The organism is Streptomyces sp. NPDC001153, from assembly GCF_053598315.1.
This window is the reverse complement of the sequence record NZ_JBSFJZ010000043.1, coordinates 1-22,238: the sequence shown is the minus strand read 5'-3', so window position 1 is coordinate 22,238 and position 22,238 is coordinate 1. Positions and strand designations below refer to the sequence as shown.

Annotated in this window: 19 protein-coding genes and 1 pseudogene; 5 read left to right on the top strand and 15 right to left on the bottom strand. The window is 70.5% G+C overall.

The features are described from left to right. Window positions 1-20: 20 nt before the first annotated feature. From ACWDEN_RS36885 to ACWDEN_RS36840, 10 genes and pseudogenes are all read right to left on the bottom strand, one after another. Window positions 21-1,211, bottom strand: coding sequence for a thiolase family protein (locus ACWDEN_RS36885; RefSeq protein WP_351607191.1), 1,191 nt, complete (start codon window positions 1,209-1,211; stop codon window positions 21-23). Continuing rightward, a complete protein-coding gene (locus ACWDEN_RS36880; protein ID WP_450862285.1) occupies window positions 1,211-1,858 on the bottom strand; it encodes a CoA transferase subunit B in 648 nt (215 codons plus the stop codon). Before ACWDEN_RS36880 ends, ACWDEN_RS36885 begins: the two co-directional genes overlap by 1 nt. Next, window positions 1,855-2,613 carry a CoA transferase subunit A gene (locus ACWDEN_RS36875; protein ID WP_351607187.1) on the bottom strand — a complete coding sequence of 253 codons (759 nt, stop codon included), beginning with the start codon at window positions 2,611-2,613 and terminating at the stop codon, window positions 1,855-1,857. The genes ACWDEN_RS36880 and ACWDEN_RS36875 overlap by 4 nt, the downstream gene beginning before the upstream one ends. Window positions 2,614-2,624: 11 nt before the next feature. Beyond that, window positions 2,625-4,397 (bottom strand): FAD-dependent oxidoreductase, encoded by a 1,773-nt coding sequence (locus ACWDEN_RS36870; protein WP_351607184.1) that lies wholly within the window; start codon window positions 4,395-4,397, stop codon window positions 2,625-2,627. 17 nt (window positions 4,398-4,414) lie between these two features. Further along, window positions 4,415-6,331 (bottom strand): maleylacetate reductase and hydroxyquinol 1,2-dioxygenase domain-containing protein, encoded by a 1,917-nt coding sequence (locus tag ACWDEN_RS36865; protein ID WP_450862282.1) that lies wholly within the window; start codon window positions 6,329-6,331, stop codon window positions 4,415-4,417. Window positions 6,332-7,064: 733 nt separating this feature from the next. Next, window positions 7,065-7,169, bottom strand: a pseudogene (locus ACWDEN_RS36860) (IS5/IS1182 family transposase); the annotation flags it as partial. Beyond that, window positions 7,133-8,623, bottom strand: coding sequence for a glycosyltransferase 87 family protein (locus ACWDEN_RS36855; protein WP_450862280.1), 1,491 nt, complete (start codon window positions 8,621-8,623; stop codon window positions 7,133-7,135). The gene ACWDEN_RS36855 and the pseudogene ACWDEN_RS36860, both read right to left, overlap by 37 nt. Beyond that, on the bottom strand, window positions 8,620-9,489 hold the full coding sequence (locus tag ACWDEN_RS36850; RefSeq protein WP_450862278.1) for a class I SAM-dependent DNA methyltransferase: 870 nt from the start codon (window positions 9,487-9,489) through the stop codon (window positions 8,620-8,622). Before ACWDEN_RS36850 ends, ACWDEN_RS36855 begins: the two co-directional genes overlap by 4 nt. Continuing rightward, complete coding sequence (locus ACWDEN_RS36845) at window positions 9,486-10,127, bottom strand: TIGR04282 family arsenosugar biosynthesis glycosyltransferase (RefSeq protein ID WP_450862276.1); 642 nt, start codon at window positions 10,125-10,127, stop codon at window positions 9,486-9,488. The genes ACWDEN_RS36850 and ACWDEN_RS36845 overlap by 4 nt, the downstream gene beginning before the upstream one ends. After that, window positions 10,124-10,849, bottom strand: a complete 726-nt coding sequence (locus ACWDEN_RS36840) for a glycosyltransferase family 2 protein (protein WP_450862275.1) — start codon at window positions 10,847-10,849, stop codon at window positions 10,124-10,126. The genes ACWDEN_RS36845 and ACWDEN_RS36840 overlap by 4 nt, the downstream gene beginning before the upstream one ends. A 142-nt stretch (window positions 10,850-10,991) precedes the next feature. Between ACWDEN_RS36840 and ACWDEN_RS36835 the strand changes: the two genes are divergently transcribed. Both ACWDEN_RS36835 and ACWDEN_RS36830 read left to right on the top strand, forming a co-directional pair. Further along, window positions 10,992-11,720 carry a response regulator transcription factor gene (locus tag ACWDEN_RS36835; RefSeq protein ID WP_351607174.1) on the top strand — a complete coding sequence of 243 codons (729 nt, stop codon included), beginning with the start codon at window positions 10,992-10,994 and terminating at the stop codon, window positions 11,718-11,720. Continuing rightward, the gene (locus ACWDEN_RS36830) at window positions 11,710-12,822 is read left to right on the top strand and encodes a sensor histidine kinase (protein ID WP_450862272.1); all 1,113 of its coding nucleotides are present in this window, start codon (window positions 11,710-11,712) and stop codon (window positions 12,820-12,822) included. The genes ACWDEN_RS36835 and ACWDEN_RS36830 overlap by 11 nt, the downstream gene beginning before the upstream one ends. Window positions 12,823-12,900: 78 nt before the next feature. On the opposite strand, the gene ACWDEN_RS36825 is transcribed toward ACWDEN_RS36830, so the two are convergent. The 4 genes from ACWDEN_RS36825 to ACWDEN_RS36810 all read right to left on the bottom strand — a co-directional run bounded on the left by ACWDEN_RS36825 (window position 12,901) and on the right by ACWDEN_RS36810 (window position 16,222). Further along, on the bottom strand, window positions 12,901-13,953 hold the full coding sequence (locus ACWDEN_RS36825; RefSeq protein ID WP_351607169.1) for an NAD-dependent epimerase/dehydratase family protein: 1,053 nt from the start codon (window positions 13,951-13,953) through the stop codon (window positions 12,901-12,903). A gap of 52 nt (window positions 13,954-14,005) precedes the next feature. Further along, window positions 14,006-14,599 carry a hypothetical protein gene (locus tag ACWDEN_RS36820; protein ID WP_450862270.1) on the bottom strand — a complete coding sequence of 198 codons (594 nt, stop codon included), beginning with the start codon at window positions 14,597-14,599 and terminating at the stop codon, window positions 14,006-14,008. Between the two features lie 76 nt (window positions 14,600-14,675). Then, the gene (locus tag ACWDEN_RS36815) at window positions 14,676-15,089 is read right to left on the bottom strand and encodes a hypothetical protein (protein WP_450862268.1); all 414 of its coding nucleotides are present in this window, start codon (window positions 15,087-15,089) and stop codon (window positions 14,676-14,678) included. Then, window positions 15,086-16,222: a molybdopterin-dependent oxidoreductase gene (locus ACWDEN_RS36810; protein ID WP_351607164.1), complete on the bottom strand. Its 1,137-nt coding sequence runs from the start codon at window positions 16,220-16,222 to the stop codon at window positions 15,086-15,088. The genes ACWDEN_RS36815 and ACWDEN_RS36810 overlap by 4 nt, the downstream gene beginning before the upstream one ends. Before the next feature lie 609 nt (window positions 16,223-16,831). Between ACWDEN_RS36810 and ACWDEN_RS36805 the strand changes: the two genes are divergently transcribed. The 3 genes from ACWDEN_RS36805 to ACWDEN_RS36795 all read left to right on the top strand — a co-directional run bounded on the left by ACWDEN_RS36805 (window position 16,832) and on the right by ACWDEN_RS36795 (window position 21,485). Continuing rightward, the gene (locus tag ACWDEN_RS36805) at window positions 16,832-17,665 is read left to right on the top strand and encodes an S-methyl-5'-thioadenosine phosphorylase (RefSeq protein WP_450862266.1); all 834 of its coding nucleotides are present in this window, start codon (window positions 16,832-16,834) and stop codon (window positions 17,663-17,665) included. 505 nt (window positions 17,666-18,170) lie between these two features. Then, window positions 18,171-18,635 carry a YbhB/YbcL family Raf kinase inhibitor-like protein gene (locus ACWDEN_RS36800; protein ID WP_450862264.1) on the top strand — a complete coding sequence of 155 codons (465 nt, stop codon included), beginning with the start codon at window positions 18,171-18,173 and terminating at the stop codon, window positions 18,633-18,635. Window positions 18,636-19,799: 1,164 nt separating this feature from the next. Beyond that, window positions 19,800-21,485 (top strand): ribonuclease J, encoded by a 1,686-nt coding sequence (locus ACWDEN_RS36795; protein ID WP_351607156.1) that lies wholly within the window; start codon window positions 19,800-19,802, stop codon window positions 21,483-21,485. A gap of 324 nt (window positions 21,486-21,809) precedes the next feature. Here the strand turns inward: ACWDEN_RS36795 and ACWDEN_RS36790 are convergent, their stop codons facing one another. Further along, complete coding sequence (locus tag ACWDEN_RS36790) at window positions 21,810-22,154, bottom strand: MerR family transcriptional regulator (RefSeq protein ID WP_450862262.1); 345 nt, start codon at window positions 22,152-22,154, stop codon at window positions 21,810-21,812. Window positions 22,155-22,238: the final 84 nt, after the last annotated feature.

Below are 22,238 nucleotides of genomic sequence, written 5' to 3'. Positions count from 1 at the left end.
CCGCGCCCGTCTCAGCGGCGTCAGCGTTCCAGGACCAGCGCCAGTGCCTGGCCCACCCCGATGCACAGGGCCGCCAGCCCAGTCCCGGATCCCGCCGCGGCCAGCTGATGCGCGACCGCGCCGGTGATGCGGGCGCCCGAGGCTCCCAGCGGATGGCCGATGGCGATGGCCCCACCGCGCGGGTTGACGACCTCCGGGTCGAGTTCGGGCAGCGCGACCAGGCAGGCCAGAGCCTGTGCGGCGTACGCCTCGTTGAGTTCGATCGTGTGCAGTTCGTCGGGAGCGACCGACGCCTTCCCGAGCACCTTGCGGATCGCGTCCACCGGGCCGAGTCCGAAGTACTGCGGCTCGATGCCCGTCACCGCCGCCGCCCGCACCCGCGCCAGTGGTTCGCGGCCGGTCGCCGCGAGCCCCTCCTCGTCGGCGAGCAGCAGCGCGGCCGCCCCGTCGTTGAGCGGCGAGGCGTTGCCGGCTGTGATCGTGCCGTCCTCGATGAAGGCCGGCCTGAGCCGGGCGAGGGCCTCCAGGGAGGTGTCGTCCCGGATGCCCTCGTCACGGGGCAGGTCCACCCCCTCGACGGGGACGACCTCTCCCGCATACCTGCCCTCACGCCAGGCACGGGCGGCGTTGCGGTGGCTGGCCAAGGCGAACGCGTCCTGTGCCTCTCGGGTGACGGCGTACTTGGCGCCGACGAGTTCCGCGCTCTCGCCGAGGGGGATGGTCCACTCCGCCGGCATCCGCGGGTTCACCATCCGCCAGCCGAGCGTCGTCGAGTACAGCTGCTGGTCCGTCGCCGGAAAAGCACGCTCCGGCTTCGGCAACACCCACGGCGCGCGGCTCATGGACTCGACGCCGCCGGCCACCGCAATGGACGCGTCACCGAGCGCGATCGCTCGGGCCGCCTGGACGACTGCCTCCATACCGGATCCGCACAGCCGGTTGACCGTGGCACCCGGCACGGTGACCGGGAGTCCTGCGAGCAGCGCGGCCATCCGGGCCACGTCGCGGTTCTCCTCGCCCGCTCCGTTGGCGTTTCCGAGAAGCACGTCGTCGATGCGCCCCGGGTCCAGGTCGGGACTGCGGTCCAGGAGGGCGCGCAGCACACCGGCGGCGAGATCATCGGGGCGTACGCCCGCAAGGGCGCCGCCGTAGCGGCCGAAGGGGGTGCGCACGGCGTCGACGACGTACACGTCACGCGGTCTCTCGATCATCAGTGGCTCCCTGCAGGACTGGGGTGGAAGTTCAGCGGTGTCAGGTCGGCGATCTCGTCGGCCGTCACACCTGGGGCGGTTTCGACGAGCCGGAGTCCGGTCGGCGTGATGTCGAGGACGCACAGGTCGGTGATGATCCGGTCCACGCAGGCCCGGCCCGTCAGCGGCAGGGTGCAGTTCTCGACGATCTTGTGGCTGCCGTCCCTGGCGGTGTGTTCCATCAGTACGACGACCCGGCGGGCGCCGTGGACGAGGTCCATCGCACCGCCCATGCCCTTGATCATCTTTCCGGGTACCGCCCAGTTGGCCAGGTCGCCGCGGACCGAGACCTGCAGCGCGCCCAGGACGGCGGTGTCGATGTGACCGCCGCGAATCATCCCGAAGGACAGCGAGGAGTCGAAGAAGGACGCCCCCGGCCGCACGGTCACCGTCTCCTTGCCCGCGTTGATGAGGTCGGCGTCGACCTCGTCGGGTGACGGATACGGTCCGACGCCGAGCAGGCCGTTCTCCGAGTGCAGGACGACGTCGATGTCTGTCGGCAGGTGGTCGGCCACGCGGGTGGGCAGGCCGATGCCGAGGTTGACGTAGTCGCCGTCCCGCAGCTCGCGCGCAGCGCGCGCTGCCATCTCGTCCCTGGTCCAGCTCATCGCTCGCGCACCGTCCTCTTCTCGATTCCCTTGTCGGCCGCCTGCTCGGGGGTCAGCGCCACGACACGCTGGACAAACACCCCGGGCAGATGGATCTCGTGGGGGTCGAGTGCTCCCGGCTCGACGAGTTCCTCCACCTCGGCCACGGTGATGCGCCCGGCCATCGCGGCCAGCGGGTTGAAGTTGCGTGCCGCACGGTGGAAGACGAGGTTGCCGTGCCGGTCTCCGCGCGCGGCTCTGACCAGCGCGAAGTCGGTGGTGATGGCGTGCTCCAAGATGTGGTCGACGCCATGAAAGGTCCGTACCTCCTTGGGTGGCGATGCCATGGCGACGGATCCGTCCGGCGCGTACCGCCACGGCAGCCCGCCCTCCGCGACCTGCGTGCCGACGCCGGCCGGGGTGTAGAAGGCCGGGATTCCGCAGCCACCCGCCCTGAGCCGCTCTGCGAGCGTGCCCTGCGGCGTCAGCTCGACCTCCAGCTCGCCCGCGAGGTACTGGCGGGCGAACTCCTTGTTCTCACCGATGTACGAGCCCGTGACCCGGGCAATGCGGCCCGCGGCCAGCAGGATGCCGAGGCCGCGGCCGTCCACGCCGCAGTTGTTCGACACCACGGTCAGACCGCTCGCCCCGCTCTCGTACAGGGCGCCGATGAGCACCTCGGGGACACCGCTCAGCCCGAAGCCGCCGACGGCGAACGACCGTCCGTCCGCCACGTCCGCCAGGGCCTCCGCGGCCGTGGCCATCACCTTGTCCATACCGCTCTCTCCTACCGGTCCAGCACCCGACGCAGCGCGCCGAGCAGTTCGTCCTGGGCCGACTGCGCGCTCTCGGGGGCGGTGGCGCGGCGCCAGGCGACGTAGCCATCGGGGCGCACCAGCAGCACGCCGTCCTCGGCGATCTCGTTGACTCGGCTCCATTCGCCATACGCGTCACGGCAGTTGTCGTGGCCGATGCGCACCACCCGCAGCGGAAGGCAGAGCTCTGTCCGGCAGGCGGTCGCGGCGGTGTCCCAGACGCCGCCCGACAGGCCGGTCAGCACGGTGAAGGTGCCGTCACCGATGACGTCCAGCGTGGACAGACGCTCTCCGTGGGCGTCGACGAGCCACGCGTGCGGCAGCTTCGCGCCGGGCCGGGTGGTCGCCCGGGCCACCAACTCGGGGTCCTGCTCCCAGACTTCGGCCGGTCCGTCGTCGGAAAGCACCGCCGAGGAGGCGTAGCGCTGGTTCATCTCCACGCCGTGCGCGTTGAACTCGTAGTTCTTGAGCTGGATCGCTTCTTCAAGAAGGCGCCGCTTCTCGCCGGCCTCGGGCGTCTGCGCCCCGAGCGCCGCGAGCCCTTCGGCGATGGCCTGCTCGTCGCTGCCGCCTCCGACGCCCAGCACTTCGAAGATAGGGCCGAACTGGTCACGGCTGAGGTTGGCCCGCTCGACGATCTGCCGCCCGACGGGCGCGCGTTCGGCCGTGTAGCTGTCGAGCAGCGCTTCTCCGGCCTCCCCGCGGATCACCATGGCGAGCTTCCAGGCGAGGTTGTAGGAGTCCTGGACGGAGGTGTTGGAGCCGAGCCCGTTGGACGGCGGATGACGGTGCACGGCGTCGCCGGCGCAGAAGACACGCCCGGACGAATACACCGTGGCGTAGCTGTGGTTGACCGTCCACAGCGAGGTCGATGTGATCTCGACCGGCAGGTGGGGGTCACCGACGAGATCACGTACGATCTGCCGCGCCGCCTTCTCGTCCACCTCTGGCGGCGGTTGCTCGATGTCATAACCCCACACCAGCAGCCACTCGTTCCACGGACGGACCATACGGACCAGGCCCATGCCGATGCCGCCGGTCTCTGCCCCGGGCCGCAGCACCCAGTACAGAACACTGGGCCGGTGGGCGCAGTAGCGGGTGAGGTCTGCCTTGAAGACGATGTTCATGCTGCCGGCCTTGGCCATGCGCCCGTCGAAGGGCAGGCCGAGCTGCTCGGCGACCGTGCTGCGCCCTCCGTCCGCGCCGATCAGGTAGCGGGCCCGCACGGTGAACTCGTCGCCGCGGACCCGGTCACGCAGGACGGCGGTGACGCCATCGGCGTCCTGGGTGAAGCCGATGAACTCGGTGTCGAAGCGGACCTTGGCGCCGCGGGACGCCGCGTTGCTCACCAGGATCGGCTCCAGGTAGGTCTGCGGCAGGTCGATCATCTCGCAGGGGCTCTTCGAGGCGTATTCGGTGGCCGAGGCGGGCCCCGTGCCCCAGCTGCGGATGCGGCCGATCTCCTGCCCGGTCAGCGAGGTGCACAGCACCGTGTCACCCATGAGGTGGGACGGGCTGCCGAACGTCAGTGCCTCGGATTCGACGCCGAGGTCGCGCAGCACTTCCATGGTGCGCTGGTTGGTGATGTGGGCCCGCGGCGTGTTGGCAAGCCAGCCGTATTTCGTCACCAGCAGGGTGCGGACGCCGTAGGTGGCCAGCGCCAGGGCGGCCGAGCCGCCAGCGGGGCCGCTGCCGACGACGATGACGTCGGTGTCGTACGCGCGTCGCGCATCGGTGATGGTCATGAGTGGGCGCTCCTCGGTCATCCGGCCAGGGGGGCGATGCGGAAGGTGTAGTGGAGGCGACGCCACTCCCCCTCGACATGGCGGCCGTCGGGGGTGGGGCCGGTCTGCGGCGCGAAGTCGACGACGAGCTCGTCCTTGACGCCGAAGACGGTGTCGCTGTCCAGATAGGCGCCGCCTGACACGAACAGCTGTGTGACGAGCCGGCGGTGGCCGGGTGCGTCGATCATGAAGTGGAGATGTGGTGCCCGGTAGGGGTGACGCTCCACCGCGCCGAGCATGTGCCCGACCGGTCCGTCGTCGGGGATCGGGTACTCCGAGGGCAGGATGGACCAGAACGTGATCCGCCCGTCGGCGTGGGTGCGCAACCGGGCTCGCAGCACCGGTCCGTCCAGATCGGGGAGTTGGACGTCGTAGAAGCCCTCTTTGTTGGACTGCCACACGTCCACGACCGCGTCTTTGACTGGCTCGCCGTCGGTGCCGGTGATCCGCACGTCCGCCCAGAGCGGGACGCCGGGCAGCCCGGCGGAGATGTCGCTTCCGTGCGCGGCCTCGGGCGGCCCCTCCACGTAGAAGGGGCCGAGCACCGCGGACGGTGTGGTGGTGGGGGTACGGGAGTTGGTGAGCAGATCGACGGCGCTGGAGACACCGAGGGTGTCCGACAGCAGGACGAACTCCTGGCGGGTCGGGCTGCACAGCTGTCCGGTCCGGGTGAGGAAGTCGATGGCGTACTGCCATTCGGCATCGGTGACGTCGTTGGTGGCGACGAAGGTGTGCAGGTGCCGGACGAGGTCGCTGAGCAGGGTACGGACCCGGGGCTCGGGGGCCCTCGCGAAGCTGGCCACCACCTGTTCGGTGAGGCGGGCGAGCCCCGCTTCCGTGGACGGAGGGCCTTCGGGGCGGCGCCCGTACCAGGCGTCGGTCAGCAACTCCGCCATGTCCTCGGCGGTCAGCTCCCGCGGGTTCGGGTAGGGCGTCGAGACGGCCAGTTCGGCCGCGTGGGCGAGGCTCGACTCCGGCAGGCCGAGGTCGCGCAGCGAGGTGGGCCCGCCCAGGGAGGCGACCAGGTCGTACACGCCGCTCGGGGCGTCCGGCACACCTAGGGCGTCGGCGATGCGACGCATCACACCGGGGACAGCGGGCGCGTTGTAGGCCATGGCGTGCGGCAGGACGACGGTGTGCGTCTCGGCGTGCGGCATATCGAAGCTGCCGCCGAGGGTGTGGCACAGCTTGTGGTGCAGGCCCATACCGACGGTTGCGAGGCAGGTCCCGGCGAGCCAGGCCGCATGCAGGAGATCGGCGCGCGCTTCCGGGTCGGCGGGGTCGGCGGTCAGGAGGGGCAGCGCCCGCGCGATGCGGGAGATCGCGTCGAGGGCCTGCTGGTCGGTGACCGGGTTGGCGTCGGAGGAGTACAGGGCCTCGACGGCGTGCGCGAGTGCGTTGACACCGCTGGTGACCGTCATGGGCAGCGGCAGAGTGAGGGTGAAGTCCACGTCGTAGACGACGGTTTCGGGCAGGATCGACGGGGAGGACTGCGTGACCTTGCGCCCGTCCCGTGTCTCGCCGAGCACGGGGGTCACCTCGGAGCCCGCGTACGTGGTCGGCAGGACCACCTGCGGGAGGTCCGTGCGCAGGGCGAGCGCCTTTGACAGGCCTGTCGTCGAACCGCCCCCGATGGCCACGATGCCGTCAGCGGACGCCTGCGTGAGCACGTGGAGCGCCTGCTCTGTCACCTCGACCGGGGTGTGCATGGCCGCGCCGTCGAATTCCGCCACCAGCATGTCACCGAGGGCCCGGCGGACTCGCGCAGAGGCCTCCGGCAGGGCTGGGCTGGACAGCAGCAGCACCCGGGAGCAGCCCAGCCGCTCGGCCTCGTCGCGGACCCGGCGCACCGTGCCGGCACCGAAGACGACCCGCGAGGGACGGGATGTGTACACGAATGTTCGCACTGAGCTCGGCCTCCGCGTCATCGGGGATTGTGTCGGTAGCTCGGGCACCGAGTATGCGAAGGGCATCCGGGTGAGTTCCTGCACGATCAGCGCGTTGCACTGCACAAAGCACGCGTGTGTCCCAGGGTCTCCGGCGGACCTGGGGCGTGCGTCGGAACGCTGATGAGTGCCGGGCGGAGATCGCCGGATCGACCGGGCAGCTGGAAGCTGCGCGGGAGGCGCGCTCCCGGCAGGTGATCACTCGTGAACGGTGGCCGAGGGCGTGGCCGAGCCCTCCCGCGAGACAGCCTGGATGAGATCGAGGATTGGCTCCTTCGTCCGATGGCCCGGAGTGCGGCTGCCGTTCGGCCACGGCCTCCTCACCGCATCCGCGGGCATTGCCAGGGCCGGGAACGGGTGCTGTCCTGCAGCGCGTGTGCCTCGCTGCTGCTGTCCGGCCGGGCGGCGCCTGGCCCGGCAAGCCGGTGAAGCACCTCTGCGCAGCCTCACGTCACACAGGTAATCCGGACAGCGTCCGCTAAAGGTCTCCGTCTTGAGGGCCGTCCGGGCCGGAGCCCTCAAATCTGCGGCGCTGGTGCAGGTATCGCGGCGGGCGGCCGAGGCGGGTTCCCTCGTGTGGCAATCCCCCCCACGCACCTGCTCGTTTGCATGATCTTGCAACTAACGTGACGCCCCGATCGCTCGAAGTCACGTCAACCACATGCTGAGGTGGCCAGGTGGCCTTGCCGGCCCGGCAGAGGGTGCCCGCGTGGGTCAAGGCGCCGATGATGCCGTGGGATCGGGCGGCCTTCATGTCGTGAACTGCGCCGGGCCGGGCAGCTGAGGCCCGGGGCAACTCAGCAGGGGCTGCGTCGGCCTCATGCCTCTCAGGCAGGCACCCAGTGCGACAGTGAGAGCGGCAACGCCGTAGGCCCATGCCTGCAAAGGGAACCCTGGCAACAGCCGCCCGGCGAGGTAGAGAACTGTGCCGGCCACGGTGACGGCGAGCCACTCCCAGCGGCCGTCCAGGGCTGCGAGGGCGATGACGAGCAGGGAGTACCAGGGGTAGTTGGGTGAGAACAGCAGCAGCGCCGTGCCGGTCACCAGGAGGGCACCACTCCAGGGACGTGCCGGGTCTCCGCGCCACCATACGAACAGGGCCGTCAGCGCGAGCAGGACAACAGCGGCGATTCCGGCGGCCGAGTCCGGCAGGATCAGCCGAAGCAGGGCGAAGCGGCGTACGTCGCCGGGTTCGTAGCCCTCTTCGTTCAGGTAGCCGGGGAGATAGCCGAGGACGCTGGTGCCGGAGGCCAGGACGTAGGGCAGGTAGGCGAGCGCGACCGCGCCGAGGGCAGCCGCCGCCACGCTCCCGATGCGGCGCGCGCTGCGCTGTCCGGACAGGGCGCCGGGCAGCGCCAGCACGGGCAGCAGTTTGACCGCGACGGCCGCGCCGAGCAGGGCTCCACGACGCGCCCCGGAAGTGGCGGTGCCCAGTGCCAGCACGGTGAGCAGGACGCCGAGGGTGTCGACGTGGGCGTTGTTGACGGCTTCGAAGGGGACGGCCGGGCACCAGCCCCACAGTGCGGCCCGGGCAGGGGCTCGTTGCGGGTCGCCGCGTCGCCGCAGGACGGCGAGCAGGGCGATGGTGGTGCCGAACGCCAGTACCGCTCCGCCCACTTGGAGCGGCTTGTGACGAGTACCGGGTGGCGAGAGGGTATGGACGGCGAGGAACCAGCCCTCCGCGACGGGCGGGTAGATCGTCGGCACGCTGGGCCGGTTGATGCGGACACACGCGCCGCTGTCGGTGCGCCTCAGTCCCCAGCCGTCGCAGGCTCCATGGGTGGGGAAGAGCCACTCGTCCCGGAGACGGGCGAGTTGGGGGGCGGCCGGCGGGTGTGCGTAGGGGGAGATACCGGCCGCCTGTACGCGGCCGTCCCAGGCGTAGCGGTACATGTCGTCGCTGGTGCGGGGCGGTGCCGCCAGGCCGGACAGTGCGACGGCGGCGGAGCCCGCGAGCACCAGGAAGGTCGCGGCGCGCGCGGGGAGTTTGCGCACGGCCCAGACCCCGGCGGCGAACAGTGCCCAGGCAATGGCGTATCCCACGAGCAGGCGGCCCGGGTCGCTCTGGTTGTCGCCGGCGTGGAGGGTGCCGATGACAACGGCGCTGAGTGCGACGAGCACCGCCACGACCAGGGTGGTACGCGTACGGCCGACGCGGCGGTTCACCGGCTCGGCGGGGTGGTCGGGCAATGGCTCCGCGGGCCGGGGAGCCGACGTACGCGTGGGGACGCTGTCGGTCATGAGTGGTGCGGCCTTTCGGTGTTCGAGGGCTGCGCGTCGGGGTGATTCGCGCGCCTGCGGCGTAGTTCCGCGAACGGGCGTCCTTCGCAGGTCCACCTGCCGGTCGGGGTCCAGCCGGCGGAGTCTGCGGCGTTCAGGAGCGCGGTGGTGCCGAGCCTGGCCCAGGGGAAGGGCCGTCCGTGGTGGCCGTGGGCGTCCTCGACGCGCACGGTGAGGCGCTGGTCCACGTCCTGCGGGGCGGCTTCGGCCAGCAGGAGCCCGCCGGGGGCGACGAGTTCGCGCATGCGGCGCAGCAGGGCGACAGGATTGCCGCCGATGCCGATGTTGCCGTCCATCAGCAGCACGGTGCCCCAGCGGCCTTCGCCCGGGAGGCGGTCGAAGGCCGAGCGCTGGATGGCGGCGCCACCACTGCGCCGGGTGCGCTTCACGGCGTCCCGGCTGAGGTCCACACCCAGCGCCGGTATGCCGCGGGCGGCCAGTGCGGCCACCATGCGTCCCGGTCCGCATCCCACGTCCAGGACGGAGCCCGTACATCGGCGCAGCACGCTCGTGTCCGCCGCGTCGGGACGTGCACACCAGCGCTCCACGTCCAGTGGCAGTACGTGGTCCTCGCCGAGGCTGTCGGGGTGATCGGGCTGTGACAGGCGCCGCAGGAACAGCGGGCCGCGTCCGCTACGCAGAGCGTGGGCGTAGGGATCGTCGATCCACGGGGCGCCCGGTTCCACGGGCACGGCGGGGCGGACGGGTAGCGCCGGCATGCGCTTCCTGGCCCTGACCACCGTCAGGTTCTCCGCCCGGGGCTCCGCCACGGCCGGTTCCGGCCGCTCGGCCACGGCGGAGTCGATGCCGACCACCGTCCCGCTCATCGGACCACCTCTGCCATCGAGTTGAGGACAGCGGCGAAGCGGGAGCCGCGTGCACAGCAGGCGGCGACCGCGGCAGCGTCGGCTGCTGTGTCCACGTCACGAAGCACCGGCAGGTCGGTCACGGCCAGTCCTGCCTCGGCCAGGCGGATGCGCTGGATCGCGCCCGTACGGTCCGTGGACATGGGCACCCCACGGACCAGGGCACCGACCCGGGCGGGATCGGCGAGGCCGAGCGCCCAGAAGCCGCCGTCCGCGGCCGGACCGAACCAGGCATCACGGCCGTCCCGGCCGACTCCGGCGATCATGTCGGCGGTCAGATGCGGGGTGTCCATGCCGACCAGGAGCGTCGGGCCGTCACAGTGGGCGAAGGCTGCGATGATCCGCTCGTCCAGGCCGCCGAGGCTCTGGGGTGCGACGTCGTAGCCGGGCGGCAGCCAGGGGCCAGGGGTGCCGTCGAGAGCGAGCACGCGACGGCGTGCGGGGGCTCGCAGCAGGGTGTGGAGCGTGTCGGTGAGGGCAGCCTCGGCCAGAGTGGCCGCTTCCTGGGGCGTGTAGGGCGGGGTGAGCCGGGTCTTGACGCGGCCGGGCACGGGTTCCTTGGCGATCACCAGCAGGGTCACCGGGGGCAGGGTGTTCATCGTCCGCCTCCCCGCACGCCGGCGACGGCGGTCGTAGTGACGGGCGTCTCGGCGAGCACGGCACGCATGTCGTGCACCGCCTGCCAGGTACCCCGCCAGGTACCGGTGACCTTGGAGCGGCCGGTGCGCGGGTGGTAGGGCACCTGCGTCTCGCGCACCCGCCAGCCGGCGTCGGCGCCGCGCACCACCATCTGCAGCGGGTAGCCGGAGCGCCGGTCGGTCAGGTCCAGGGCGAGCAGCGCCTCGCGGCGGACCGCGCGCATCGGGCCCAGGTCGTGCAGCCGCACCCCGGTGCGCCTGCGGATGAGCCGGGCCAGCTCCAGGTTGGCCAGGCGGGCATGCAAGGGCCACGCGCCGGGGGACGTGGGGCGCCGCCGGCCCAGCACCAGATCGGCGGTGCCGCCGAGCACGGGTGCGGCGATGTCCGGCAGCAGGGCGGGGTCGAGGGAGGCGTCGCAGTCGCAGAAGCACACGACGTCGGCGGTCGCGGCCATGACGCCGGCGTGGCATGCGGCGCCGAAGCCGCGCACCGGCTCTGTCACCACGTGGGCGCCGAGTGCGCGGGCGATGTCCGCCGAGCCGTCGGTGGAGCCGTTGTCGACCACGATGGCGCGCCAGCCGGGCGGGATCCGGTCGAGCACCCACGGCAGGGCCTCGGCCTCGTCCAGACAGGGCAGCACCACATCGACCCGGGCGGGAGAAGAGGGGGAAGTCTCGATCACCCCACTCACCCTACGAACACAAAAGGGGCGTAAGGGACTTGGTGTCCTTACGGATCTCTGACGTCGGCGACAGTCCTTACGGATCTCTGACATCCGCCACCGCTCCCCCTGACAGCCGCGGGGCGGTGTGAGACTCGATACCGTGAAACGCGTACTCGTCGTGGACGACGACCCGACCGTCTCCGAGGTCGTCGCCGGATATCTGACCCGGGCGGGCTTCGACGTCGATGTGGCCGCCGACGGCCCGTCCGCCGTGGCCAGGGCCATCGCGCAGCCGCCGGAACTGGTGGTGCTGGACCTGATGCTGCCCGGCATGGACGGGCTGGAGGTCTGCCGCCGTATCCGCGAGACCGGTCCACTGCCCGTGATCATGCTGACCGCGCGGGGTGACGAGGAGGACCGCATCCTCGGCCTGGAGGTCGGGGCCGACGACTATGTCACCAAACCTTTCAGCCCGAGGGAGCTGGTCCTGCGGGTGGAGTCGGTACTGCGCCGTGCGGGGACGCTGGCGGCGGTGCGGAGCACACCGTCCGTACCACGCCTGACCGGACTGCGGGCCGGACCGCTCGCTGTGGACCCCACGGCTCGCCGGGCCACCCGCGATGGCCAGGAACTCGCCCTGACCATCAGGGAGTTCGACCTGCTGGAGTTCTTCCTGCGCCATCCCGGGCGGGCCACCAGCCGGGAGGAACTGATGCGTCGCGTGTGGGGCTGGGAGTTCGGCGACCTGTCCACCGTCACCGTCCATGTACGGCGGCTGCGCGAGAAGATCGAGGACGACCCGGCCCGCCCGCGGCTGATCAACACCGTGTGGGGCGTCGGCTACCGCTTCGATGTACCTGCGGCGACCGGGGCGGACGATGCTGCGTGACACCTTCCTGATCGCCCTGTACGCGGCGATCGGCGCGGGCGCCGCCGGACTGCTCGGTGTGGCCGCCCTGAGGCTGCTGCGCAACCGCTCGGTCGCGCTGTCGCTGACCGTGGTCGCCGCCGTCGCCGTGGCGGCGATGCTCGCCGGGACCATGCTCGTGTCGTGGGCGATGCTGCTGTCGGATCACGACCTGTGGGTCGTCACCATGGTGTGCTCCATAGCGGCGGTCGTCTCCCTCGCGGTGGCGCTCGTCCTGGGCCGCAGCGTCGTCAAGGGCAGCCAGGCACTCGCCGAGGCCACCCGCGCCCTCGGTGACGAGGGCCGCTTCACTCCGCCCAACACCGCCCCTACAGCCGAACTGGCCCAACTGGTCCGGGAGTTGGATGCAACCAGCGGGAAGCTGGCCGCCTCCAGGGAGCGCGAGCGGGCCTTGGAGGAGTCCCGACGGGAGCTTGTCGCCTGGATCTCCCACGACCTGCGTACCCCGCTCGCCGGGCTGCAGGCGATGACCGAGGCGCTGGAGGACGGCATGCTAGACGATCCGGGCGTCTACCACGCCCGGATCCGCACGGAGGTCGAGCGGCTCAGCGAGATGGTCGGCGACCTGTTCGAACTCTCCCGCATCCAGGCCGGCGTACTCGCCCTGAACACGGCCCGCATGTCGGTCTACGACCTCGTCGGCGACGCGATCGCGGGTGCCGACGCCCTCGCCAGGGAACACGGCGTTCGGATCATCGGCGACGGAGTCGAACCGGTGCCGATCGAGGTCGATGGCCGCGAGATGTCCCGCGTCCTGGCCAACCTTCTCGTCAACGCCATCCACCGCACGCCCACCGACGGAACGGTCGCCGTCTCCGCCCGGGAGGAGGGCGGCAGCGTCGTCGTCTCGGTGACCGACGGCTGCGGCGGCATCCCGTCCGAGGACCTGCCCCGCGTCTTCGACACCGGCTGGCGCGGCACCGACGCCCGCACCCCGCCCGCCGGTGCAGGCCTGGGACTGGCCATCGTGCGGGGCATCGTCGAGGCCCACAGCGGCCGGGCCGCCGTCCACAACGTGCCCGGCGGCTGCCGCTTCGAGGTCCGCCTGCCGACAGCCGCCTGAGTCCGCTTTCCGGTCCGGAGAAGGGCCGTCCCCGTGGAAGTACAGGGACGGCCCTTCCGAGTAGTCTCCGGGGAACGCTCAGCCGGCCCGCAGCGCAGCCCCCGCGAACTCCGCCATCCCCTCTGCGAAGCCCACCACCGGCTTCCAGCCCAGCTCCTCGCACAGCCTGCGCGAGGAGGCAGTGATGTGACGGACGTCGCCGAGCCGGTACTCCCCGGTGACGACGGGTGCGTCGCCGCCGTGCGCCACGGCCAGCGCGGAGGCCATCTCCCCCACCGTGTGCGGGTCGCCGCTGCCGACGTTGTACGCCCGCAGGCCACCCTCCGGCAGAGCGGGCAGCCCTTCCATGGCCGTGAGGTTGGCCCCCGCGACGTCCCGCACGTGCACGAAGTCCCGGCGCTGACCGCCGTCCTCGAACACACGTGGTGCTTCACCGCGTGCGAGCGCGGACCGGAACAAAGAGGCGACTCCCGCGTACGGGGTGTCCCGCGGCATGCCGGGTCCGTACACGTTGTGGTAGCGAAGCGCTGCCACCCTTCCGCCGGTCGCCCGTGCCCACGACGCGGCCAGGTGCTCCTGGGCGAGCTTGGTGGCCGCGTAGACGTTGCGCGGATCGGTCGGCGCCTCCTCCCCCACCAGCCCGGCGGACAGGGGCTCGCCACAGTGTGGGCACGGCGGTTCGAAGCGGCCCGCGTCCAGCTCGGCGATCCGTCGCGGCCCCGGCCGTACGACGCTGTGCCGGGCACACTCGTAGCGGCCCTCGCCGTAGACCACCATGGAACTCGCCAGCACGAGCCGGCGTACCCCGGCCGCAGCCATGCCCGCCAGCAGTACGGCCGTGCCGAGGTCATTGCAGCCGACGTAGTCGGGCGCGTCCGCGAAGTCCTTGCCGAGCCCGACCATCGCCGCCTGGTGGCAGACGGCGTCCACGCCCCGCAGAGCGTCCACCACCGCTCCCCTGTCGCGCACATCCGCGTGGCGCCAGTCGACACCATCGGGGACGGGCGGCGGCGTACGGTGGGCGGCGGGCAGGAGCGCGTCGAGCACGCGTACCTCGTGCCCGGCACTGGTGAAAGCGCTGACGATGTGCGAGCCGATGAAGCCCGCACCTCCGGTGACCAGGATCAACATGCTCCGACGCTAAGCCTGGCTACGCGTCTGCGGATGCCTGGACGCAGAACCGTCAGGGGTTCGTAAGCCTTCCGGACCGGCCGGACGCCGCCGCGCTCAGCAGACCGAAGCCCACGGCGAACGCGAGCATGGTGAACACACCGCGGGGCCAGAAGATGTGACTGTCGAGGAATGACCAGCACGCCCCCAGCACCACCACGGCCCCGGGCAGCACCCGGACGCCGTGGCGCCGCAGCAGCACCGCGCCGGTGGCGAGAGCGGCGACTGTCAGCGCGTACACCCCTGCCCGGCCCAACTCGTCACCAGCCGAGAAGAGCCACCCCACCGCCTCCTGCGCCCCATGGCCCGCCACCGTCCCGGCAGAGACACCGGCCACCGCGTCCAGCCCCGAATAGTAGGCCGCGTAACCGAGACACCCTGCCCAGGCCACCACGGTGAGTGCACCGTCCAGGTCACCCGCTGGTCTGCCCCACAGCGGCACCAGCAGGCCGAGCGCCAGCAGGGGGAAGGCGGGAAGCAGAGCGACATGCAGCGCCGTCCACTGAGCGGCCGTCGACGCGGTGAGATGCCGCGGGTGGGCCAGGCCCGCCACAGCCAGGAACAGGGGCGGAGCCGTTGCGAGGACCACCGTACGAAGAGTGCGCATGGCGCCACCGTAGGAATGCCCTACGCCAGGCGGGGCCCGTGCCGGCCGTGCGTAAGACACCCGTAAGACGCCGCTGTTACGAAGGTGGACGCCGTCGGCTGCGACGGACCTCCTTCGCCACCACCAACAGGGCCGTGAACGTGGCCAAGGCCACCAGGGTCAGCAGCCAGTTGCGCGGGTAGTCGAGCGGCAGCACCGTCGAGTTGGCCCGCGGCCCCGGCCGCAGCAGCACCGGAAGCGCCACCGCAGTCAGAGCGCCCGCCACGAGCAGCGCCCCGCGGACCGGCCCCCGTACCCCACCACGGACCAGCACCAGCCCGAGCAACAGCACCACTGGCGCGACCAGCGCGTCGTGCAACACGACCGCCCCGCCGAGCCACTCCAGTACACCCATCAGCTCCTGCTGTCTGTCCAGCAGCAAGGACGCGCCGACACCCATCAGCGCCAGCCCGGCGGCGCCCACCAGCAGTCGCAGCACCTTGACCCTCATGACAGCACCTCCAGTCGGCCGACCCACTTGGTCTGCAGTACACCCGGACGGTTCGGAGCGATGAGGCGCACCGGGTATCCGTGGTCGGGCGACAGTTCCTCACCGTTCAGCCGCAGTGCGAGCAAGGTCAGCGGGTCCCGGGCGTGCTCGTGACCCATCTCGGAGACCCGGTAGCCGCCCCGGGTCTGCAACGACACCACCCGTACCCGCGCGTGGACCGGGGCGCCCGCCCGCTCCAGCAGGTCCATGACGCGCACACCTGTCCAGTGCGCCGACTTGCTCCAGCCCTCCACGCAGGCGATCGGCAGCTCGACCTCGTGCTGGGGCAGTGCGCGCAGCTCGTCCAGCGTGAGTGTGTAGGACCTCGGTCCGGCGACGGTCAGGCGGTAGCGCTCGGCGTGGATCAGGCCGACCCCGGCCGCCGCGGCAGTCCGGTTGACCGGCAGCCCCTCGGGACCATGGTCGGGGTGGCGGGGTGCGAGAAGAGTCAGGTCCTTCAGCGGGGTGAAGGACTGCCCCACCGTGGTGATGGTGACCGCGCCGACCGCCGCCGCCACCGCGGCGAGCAGGGAACGCCGATCCGGGGCGTCCTCGGCCGGCAGGGACAGCGTGCCCGCCGAGCGACGGCTCCAGTGTGCCGCGATCTCAGGTGCCTTGACCGCGATGTGGAGCACCAGCGCTCCTGTCAGCAGCCAGGCCACGGCGTAGTGCACCTCCACGAAGGAGAAGGGCCACGGGTACCACTGGGCGGTGTTGAGCAGGCCGGTCGCCAGCTCGAAGAGGGCGGCCGCGACCAGGACAGCCACCGACACCCGTTCCAGGGCGTGCCGCACCGAGCGCACCGGGGGCCACTCGAACAGGCGGGGGTACACCGTCCACAACTTGGCGAGCAGCAACGGGATCGCCGCGATACCGGACGCGACGTGGAGCCCCTGCGTGAACCGGTATCCCCACACCGGACGGCTGGGCAGCTCGTTAGCGAGCCATCCCGGCGGGTGCTGCGTGAAGTGGCTGATCAAGCCGGTGCAGAAGCACACCGTGAACGCCAGGCCGAGCCACCGCCCGATGGAGGTTGCCGTGCGGGCGTCGTGCAGTCTGCCCTTGAACACAGGCGGAAGGAAACGCGATGTCATGCCTTCCATCCCACCCGGAGGAAGGCCGCCATGGAACGTCCGACCGCCTTACGGAACAGGGACATCTCCCGGCCGCAGGGCACGCCGAACATCCGCGGGACTCCACCCGTCGCAGTCCTGACCACCCGTGTGACAGGCACTTGGCGGAGGCCGGGCACCTGTCCGGCTTCCGCGCTTCGCAATACGGCCGTCACGCCGTCCAGCGCCTCGAAGCCTGCACATGGGCCTTACAGGAACACCTCCTGCGAGGCGGCCGGGCCGGTGCACAGCCTTGCCCGAGCAGGACGGTCACAGCGTGAGGACGCACACGCGTCGCTGCCCGGCCAGCGCCGGCCACGCGGCCGCGAAGTCGACCTCCGACTGCTCACCCGCAGCTTTCGACCGAGGGAGCGTGCCTTCCGGGAACCGCCGCGCCGCCGTAGCCTCCGCTCCGACGGCCGCCCTTCCCGCAGCGGTCCTGGCCCCGGACCAGATCAGTGCGTACCCACGTTGCCGAACTGCCGACTCCAACGATGGGCACCCGATCCGGGCGGCCGAATTCCTTTCGAGAGCATGACGTTCCCCGATGCCGTGATCTCGAACCGTGCCTGCGCGGCTAGCGTGCTGGGCATGACGAACGCGGAGATCGGTGTCATCGGCGGGTCCGGCTTCTACTCCTTCCTCGACGAGGTGACCGAGGTCCAGGTCGACACCCCGTACGGAGCACCCAGCGACTCCCTCTTCCTCGGCGCGATCGCCGGCCGACAGGTCGCCTTCCTCCCCCGCCACGGCCGCGGCCACCATCTGCCCCCGCACCGCATCAACTACCGCGCCAACCTGTGGGCGCTGCGCTCCGTCGGCGTACGTCAGGTTCTCGGCCCGTGCGCGGTGGGCGGACTGCGCCCGGAGTACGGGCCGGGCACACTGCTGATTCCCGACCAGCTGGTGGACCGCACAAAGACCCGGGTGCAGACGTACTTCGACGGGCTGCCGCTCCCGGACGGCACCGTGCCGAACGTGGTGCACGTGTCCCTGGCCGACCCGTACTGCCCCGCCGGACGGGCGGTCGCGCTCAAGGCCGCGCGCGGACGGGACTGGATGCCGGTGGACGGCGGCGCCCTGGTCGTCGTCGAAGGGCCGCGGTTCTCCACCCGCGCAGAATCGTTGTGGCACCGGGCGCAGGGCTGGTCCGTGGTGGGCATGACCGGTCATCCCGAAGCCGCGCTCGCCCGTGAACTGGAGTTGTGCTACACATCGTTGACTCTGGTCACGGACCTCGACGCGGGCGCGGAGACCGGGGAGGGCGTCTCGCACGACGAGGTGCTGAAGGTCTTCGCGGCGAGCGTGGAGCGGTTGCGGGGCGTGCTGTTCGACGCGGTGGCCGCGCTGCCCACCGCCGAGGAACGGGATTGCCTGTGCGTGAACGCGCTCGGCGGAATGAACCCGGGCTTCGAACTACCGTAGCCGCGGAGGGTTCGAAGGTGTCCCGTTGGTGGGACGTCGTCCTACTCAGTCGGCCGGTATCGTACGTCCGGCTCGCCCCGCAGAGATGTCGCTGCCATCTGGTACCGCGCGATTTCCAGGGCTCCGCGGACTGCGGCGAATTATTAGCGGGTGAGATTCAAGAACAGCTCACACCGGCCGACCGCGTGAAGCACGTCAGATGCAGCTGATCATGTGTGGTCACTGCGGTCGAATCACACATTTCCCATGGTGGATCGGACGACACCGGCGCGCGAACCCGACTCCTTCTCGCGCCCGACCGGAGAAACTCCGTTAGAAATACGTAAGCGGCCGCTATGGAATCACGGGTGGATAGAACACATAGGCTGGCCGTATGAGGCTTCGATTCCTTGCCTTGAGCGCTGCCTGCGTCACCACCCTTGGGGGGACCTCCGCGTGCTCTGCCGTGTCACGTCACGCCCGGACAACCACGAGTGCATCCCCGGCCGTCACCCGGACAACAGCAATGCCCACCGGTCCGTTCACGCTCGGACGAGAACAAGGCTTCAACTTCTCGGGTTCCTTCGAGTCCCTGATGTCCTGCGACAGCCCCCATGACTACTCGCCCGGGCTCACCATCGCGAATGCACCGGCGGGGACCGCCGAACTCGCCCTTTCCATGGTCGATGTCCAGGACCAGAAGATCCATTGGCTACAGGTGGGTATTCCGGCGGCGACCCGGGAACTGAAAGCGCACCATCTGACACCCGGCGCCAGGGAACTCCTCAACGACCTCGGCGAGGCAACGTACGACGGGCCGTGCCCGCCCCCCAACAGCACCCACCAGTACCTGCTGACGCTGTATGCGTTCCACGATGCGCTGCCGAAATCCCTTGGCGACAGCTCGTCTCCGAGTCAGACACTGACAGAACTTCGAAGCAGGTCGGATGCGACTGCCGTGCTCATCGCGCCATACACGAGGCGCAGCTGACGTGAAGTAACAGGGACTCGTCGGCCGGTCTTTGCCATTGCCCCTTGCGTGCCCGATCTCCGCTGTGGTCGCTCCGCGCGGTCACGTCCGCTGCCGGTTTCGGTCGTTCGTCCTGGGCAGGGCACGAGGTCGTCTACGACCAGGAGGCAGGCCGTCCCGATGCCGACCGCGCCGGCGAGCAGCCGGGCGCTGTTGAGGCGAAGCAGCTTGGTGCTGAACTTGGCGGCACCACCAGCAGACGAAGAACATTCTTTGTTCTTACAGCCCTCAGAAGCTTGGCTTCTTCTAGAGCCTGAAGTCGGTTGCCTGGAGGCATCGTTGCGCTCCAGGCAACCCGAAATAACGGCTACACTCTGTGATTAACTGGAGCCTTCGCGCTACTGTCTGACACCCCAGGAGGTCTCTCCCGGACCAGTCGTGGACCAAACGGCGCCGAACGACATCACCCCGCGAGCCGCCCGCTCATGAGCGCCGCTAGTCCATGAGAACGCCTCCTGGCACCGCATCAGATCGAATGCCGGGCGTGCGTCCCATCACTCGCGTACCGACCGTCGTATTGGCTCTCAGCGGGTGACGTGTTTCTTCTGTGTGATCACGGGCGGGGGCTTCGCGTATCGCTGCGGCTGCGTCGCAGTTCCACGCCACCCGGACGTCGTGCGGGGCTGCTCCTCGCAGTCACGGACGTCACCTTCGACTTCCCGGGACCGGCTCGAGACCACGGCCGAGCCGCCCCCGCGCGACCTCGTCGTCGAGTTCGATGGGGCACCACATCGGGTTCCGGCATGGCGGGCGGGGGCGGCGAGCGCTTCGGGGACACTGCCATCTGTCTGCCTGGCGAAGGAAGCTGCCCCGGGGCCCTCTCGGCCCGCTTGCTCGTGAGCGCCGTGGGCACCCGCGTCTCGACCACTTCGAGTGGACCAACGCCGAGGCCCGCCGGGAGGTGACGAACGCCGGAAGACACGACAGGGTGCACGAGATCTTCTCCAGCACCGGGCGAACGGTTCGGCCACGGAAGGTGGTACCGCTTTCACCCCTGCCTGTCCCCGGTCGCCGGCGTGATCCGGTCGTGCCGAGGCACCCGCTGCGGGTATCCCGCTCCGTCGGGAGAAGGAGATCGCACGGGCAATGGATCACCCTGTCCCGCTGTCCGGGTACCGTCAGGGTATGAGTCATCCGCACCCCGAGCTGAAAGCCGCCCCGCCCCTTCCCGAAGGAGGGCTGCGGGTCATCGCCCTGGGCGGCCTGGGTGAGATCGGCCGCAACATGACCGTCTTCGAGCATGCGGGCAAGCTGCTGATCGTCGACTGCGGCGTGCTGTTCCCGGAGGAGACCCAGCCCGGCGTGGACGTGATCCTGCCGGACTTCACCTCGATCCGGGACCGGCTGGACGACATCGTGGCCGTGGTCCTCACCCACGGCCACGAGGACCACATCGGCGGTGTGCCGTACCTGCTGCGCGAGCGGTCCGACATTCCCGTCGTCGGATCCAAGCTGACGCTGGCGTTCCTGGAGGCCAAGCTGAAGGAACACGGGATCCGGCCGCGCACGGTGCGGGTGCGGGAGGGCGACCGGCGTGGTTTCGGGCCCTTCGACTGCGAGTTCGTGGCGGTCAACCACTCCATCCCCGACAGCCTCGCGGTCGCGATCCGCACCCGGGCCGGGATGGTGCTGCACACCGGCGACTTCAAGATGGACCAGTTCCCTCTCGACGACCGCATCACCGATCTGCGCGCCTTCGCCCGCCTCGGCGAGGAGGGCGTGGACCTGTTCCTCACCGACTCCACCAATGCCGAAGTACCCGGCTTCACCACCTCCGAGCGAGAGCTGAACCCGGCGATCGAGCAGGTGATGCGCACCGCGCCGCGCCGGGTCATCGTCTCCAGCTTCGCCAGCCACGTGCACCGCATCCAGCAGGTCCTGGACGCCGCCCACCAGCACGGCCGCAAGGTCGCCTTCGTCGGCCGGTCGATGGTCCGCAACATGGGCATCGCCCGTGACCTGGGCTATCTGAAGGTCCCCTCCGGTCTGGTCGTGAGCACGAAGGAGCTGGAGAAGCTCCCGGACCACAAGATCACGCTGGTGTGCACCGGCTCCCAGGGCGAACCGATGGCCGCGCTGTCACGGATGGCCAACCGCGACCACATGATCCGCATCGGCAAGGACGACACCGTCCTGCTCGCCAGCTCCCTCATCCCCGGCAACGAGAACGCCATCTACCGGGTGATCAACGGACTCACCCGGTGGGGCGCCCACGTGGTCCACAAGGGCAACGCCAAGGTGCACGTCTCCGGGCATGCCAGCGCCGGCGAACTCGTCTACTGCTACAACATCGTCAAACCCCGCAACGTCATGCCCGTGCACGGCGAATGGCGCCACCTGCGGGCCAACGCCGACCTCGCCATCCGTACCGGTGTCGACCCCGACCGGGTCGTCATCGCCGAGGACGGCGTCGTCGTCGACCTCGTCGACGGGCGCGCCTCCATCACCGGCAAGGTCCCCGCCGGCAACGTCTACGTGGACGGCATGGAAGTCGGCGGCGCCACCGAAGCGTCCCTCAAGGACCGCCTCACCCTCGCCGCCGAAGGCGTGGTCACGGTGGTGGCGATCGTCGACGCGGACACCGGCGCCCTCGCCGAGGCCCCCGACTTCCTGGCCCGGGGCTTCGTCCACGACGACGCCACCTTCGAGCCGGTCATCCCCGTCATCGAGAAGACCCTGGCCACCGCGGCCGAGGAAGGTGTCGGGGACGCGCGCCAACTCGAACAACTCCTCGCCCGCGCCGTGGCGAACTGGGCGTTCCGCACCCACCGCCGCAAGCCCCTCATCATCCCCGTCATCATCGACGCCTGAACCACAGCCCAGCAGCACGGTCGGTTCCGGCCGCGGCCCCGCCCGCGACGGACTTCCCGGGCGGTGCCGCCTCAGCGGCGGCCAGAGGCTGCCCCAGGTTCCAGATCCCCGCCACCCATGGCGACCTCCTATCGATTGCCGCTCCTTCTCCCCCGGGTTCGCCCCTCGTCACCCACTACATACGTCACGCTCGCTGGCGGTTCTCTTTTTGCGTGGAGTCCGGTTGACGCGTTGAGCCCGCCTGAGCTGCGAAACGGCGCTGCGGTCCCTCGACGGCCTCGTCCGTCGGCAGTGCATCGGTTGCCTCGGGTTCCAGCGTTCTGATCAGGCTGATGTCTTCGGCTGAGGCTTGCCGCCCTCGGCGCGCAGTTGCTCGTTGATGCGCTGCGCCTCTTCGAACTGGTCTTCGAGGATGACGATGCGGCAGGCGGCCTCTATGGCGGTGCCCTGGTCGACGAGTTCGCGGGCGCGGGCGGCGATGCGCAGCTGGTACCGGGAGTAGCGGCGATGGCCGCCATCGGAGCGCAGCGGGGTGATCAAGCGGTGTTCTCCGAGGGCACGGAGGAAGGCAGGGGTGGTGCCGAGCATCTCGGCGGCCCGGCCCATGGTGTAGGCGGGGTAGTCGTCATCGTCGAGAGGGCCGACGGGACGGGAACCGGCAGGCGGCATAGACCTCTTCTTTCGGGGACGCGTCGGGGGGGGGGGGGGTTCGGTGTGGGCGACCGCGGCCCGCGTCTGATCAACCCCACATCC

Excerpts from the sequence above, each read along its gene's own strand:
- ACWDEN_RS36845 (WP_450862276.1), bottom strand. The coding sequence starts at position 10,127 with ATGAACACCCTGCCCCCGGTGACCCTGCTGGTGATCGCCAAGGAACCC.
- ACWDEN_RS36870 (WP_351607184.1), bottom strand. The coding sequence starts at position 4,397 with ATGACCATCACCGATGCGCGACGCGCGTACGACACCGACGTCATCGTC.
- ACWDEN_RS36885 (WP_351607191.1), bottom strand. The coding sequence starts at position 1,211 with ATGATCGAGAGACCGCGTGACGTGTACGTCGTCGACGCCGTGCGCACC.
- ACWDEN_RS36850 (WP_450862278.1), bottom strand. The coding sequence starts at position 9,489 with ATGAGCGGGACGGTGGTCGGCATCGACTCCGCCGTGGCCGAGCGGCCG.
- ACWDEN_RS36795 (WP_351607156.1), top strand. The coding sequence starts at position 19,800 with ATGAGTCATCCGCACCCCGAGCTGAAAGCCGCCCCGCCCCTTCCCGAA.
- ACWDEN_RS36805 (WP_450862266.1), top strand. The coding sequence starts at position 16,832 with ATGACGAACGCGGAGATCGGTGTCATCGGCGGGTCCGGCTTCTACTCC.
- ACWDEN_RS36855 (WP_450862280.1), bottom strand. The coding sequence starts at position 8,623 with ATGACCGACAGCGTCCCCACGCGTACGTCGGCTCCCCGGCCCGCGGAG.
- ACWDEN_RS36820 (WP_450862270.1), bottom strand. The coding sequence starts at position 14,599 with ATGCGCACTCTTCGTACGGTGGTCCTCGCAACGGCTCCGCCCCTGTTC.
- ACWDEN_RS36815 (WP_450862268.1), bottom strand. The coding sequence starts at position 15,089 with ATGAGGGTCAAGGTGCTGCGACTGCTGGTGGGCGCCGCCGGGCTGGCG.
- ACWDEN_RS36790 (WP_450862262.1), bottom strand. The coding sequence starts at position 22,154 with ATGCCGCCTGCCGGTTCCCGTCCCGTCGGCCCTCTCGACGATGACGAC.
- ACWDEN_RS36830 (WP_450862272.1), top strand. The coding sequence starts at position 11,710 with ATGCTGCGTGACACCTTCCTGATCGCCCTGTACGCGGCGATCGGCGCG.
- ACWDEN_RS36810 (WP_351607164.1), bottom strand. The coding sequence starts at position 16,222 with ATGACATCGCGTTTCCTTCCGCCTGTGTTCAAGGGCAGACTGCACGAC.
- ACWDEN_RS36875 (WP_351607187.1), bottom strand. The coding sequence starts at position 2,613 with ATGGACAAGGTGATGGCCACGGCCGCGGAGGCCCTGGCGGACGTGGCG.
- ACWDEN_RS36880 (WP_450862285.1), bottom strand. The coding sequence starts at position 1,858 with ATGAGCTGGACCAGGGACGAGATGGCAGCGCGCGCTGCGCGCGAGCTG.
- ACWDEN_RS36800 (WP_450862264.1), top strand. The coding sequence starts at position 18,171 with ATGCCCACCGGTCCGTTCACGCTCGGACGAGAACAAGGCTTCAACTTC.
- ACWDEN_RS36825 (WP_351607169.1), bottom strand. The coding sequence starts at position 13,953 with ATGTTGATCCTGGTCACCGGAGGTGCGGGCTTCATCGGCTCGCACATC.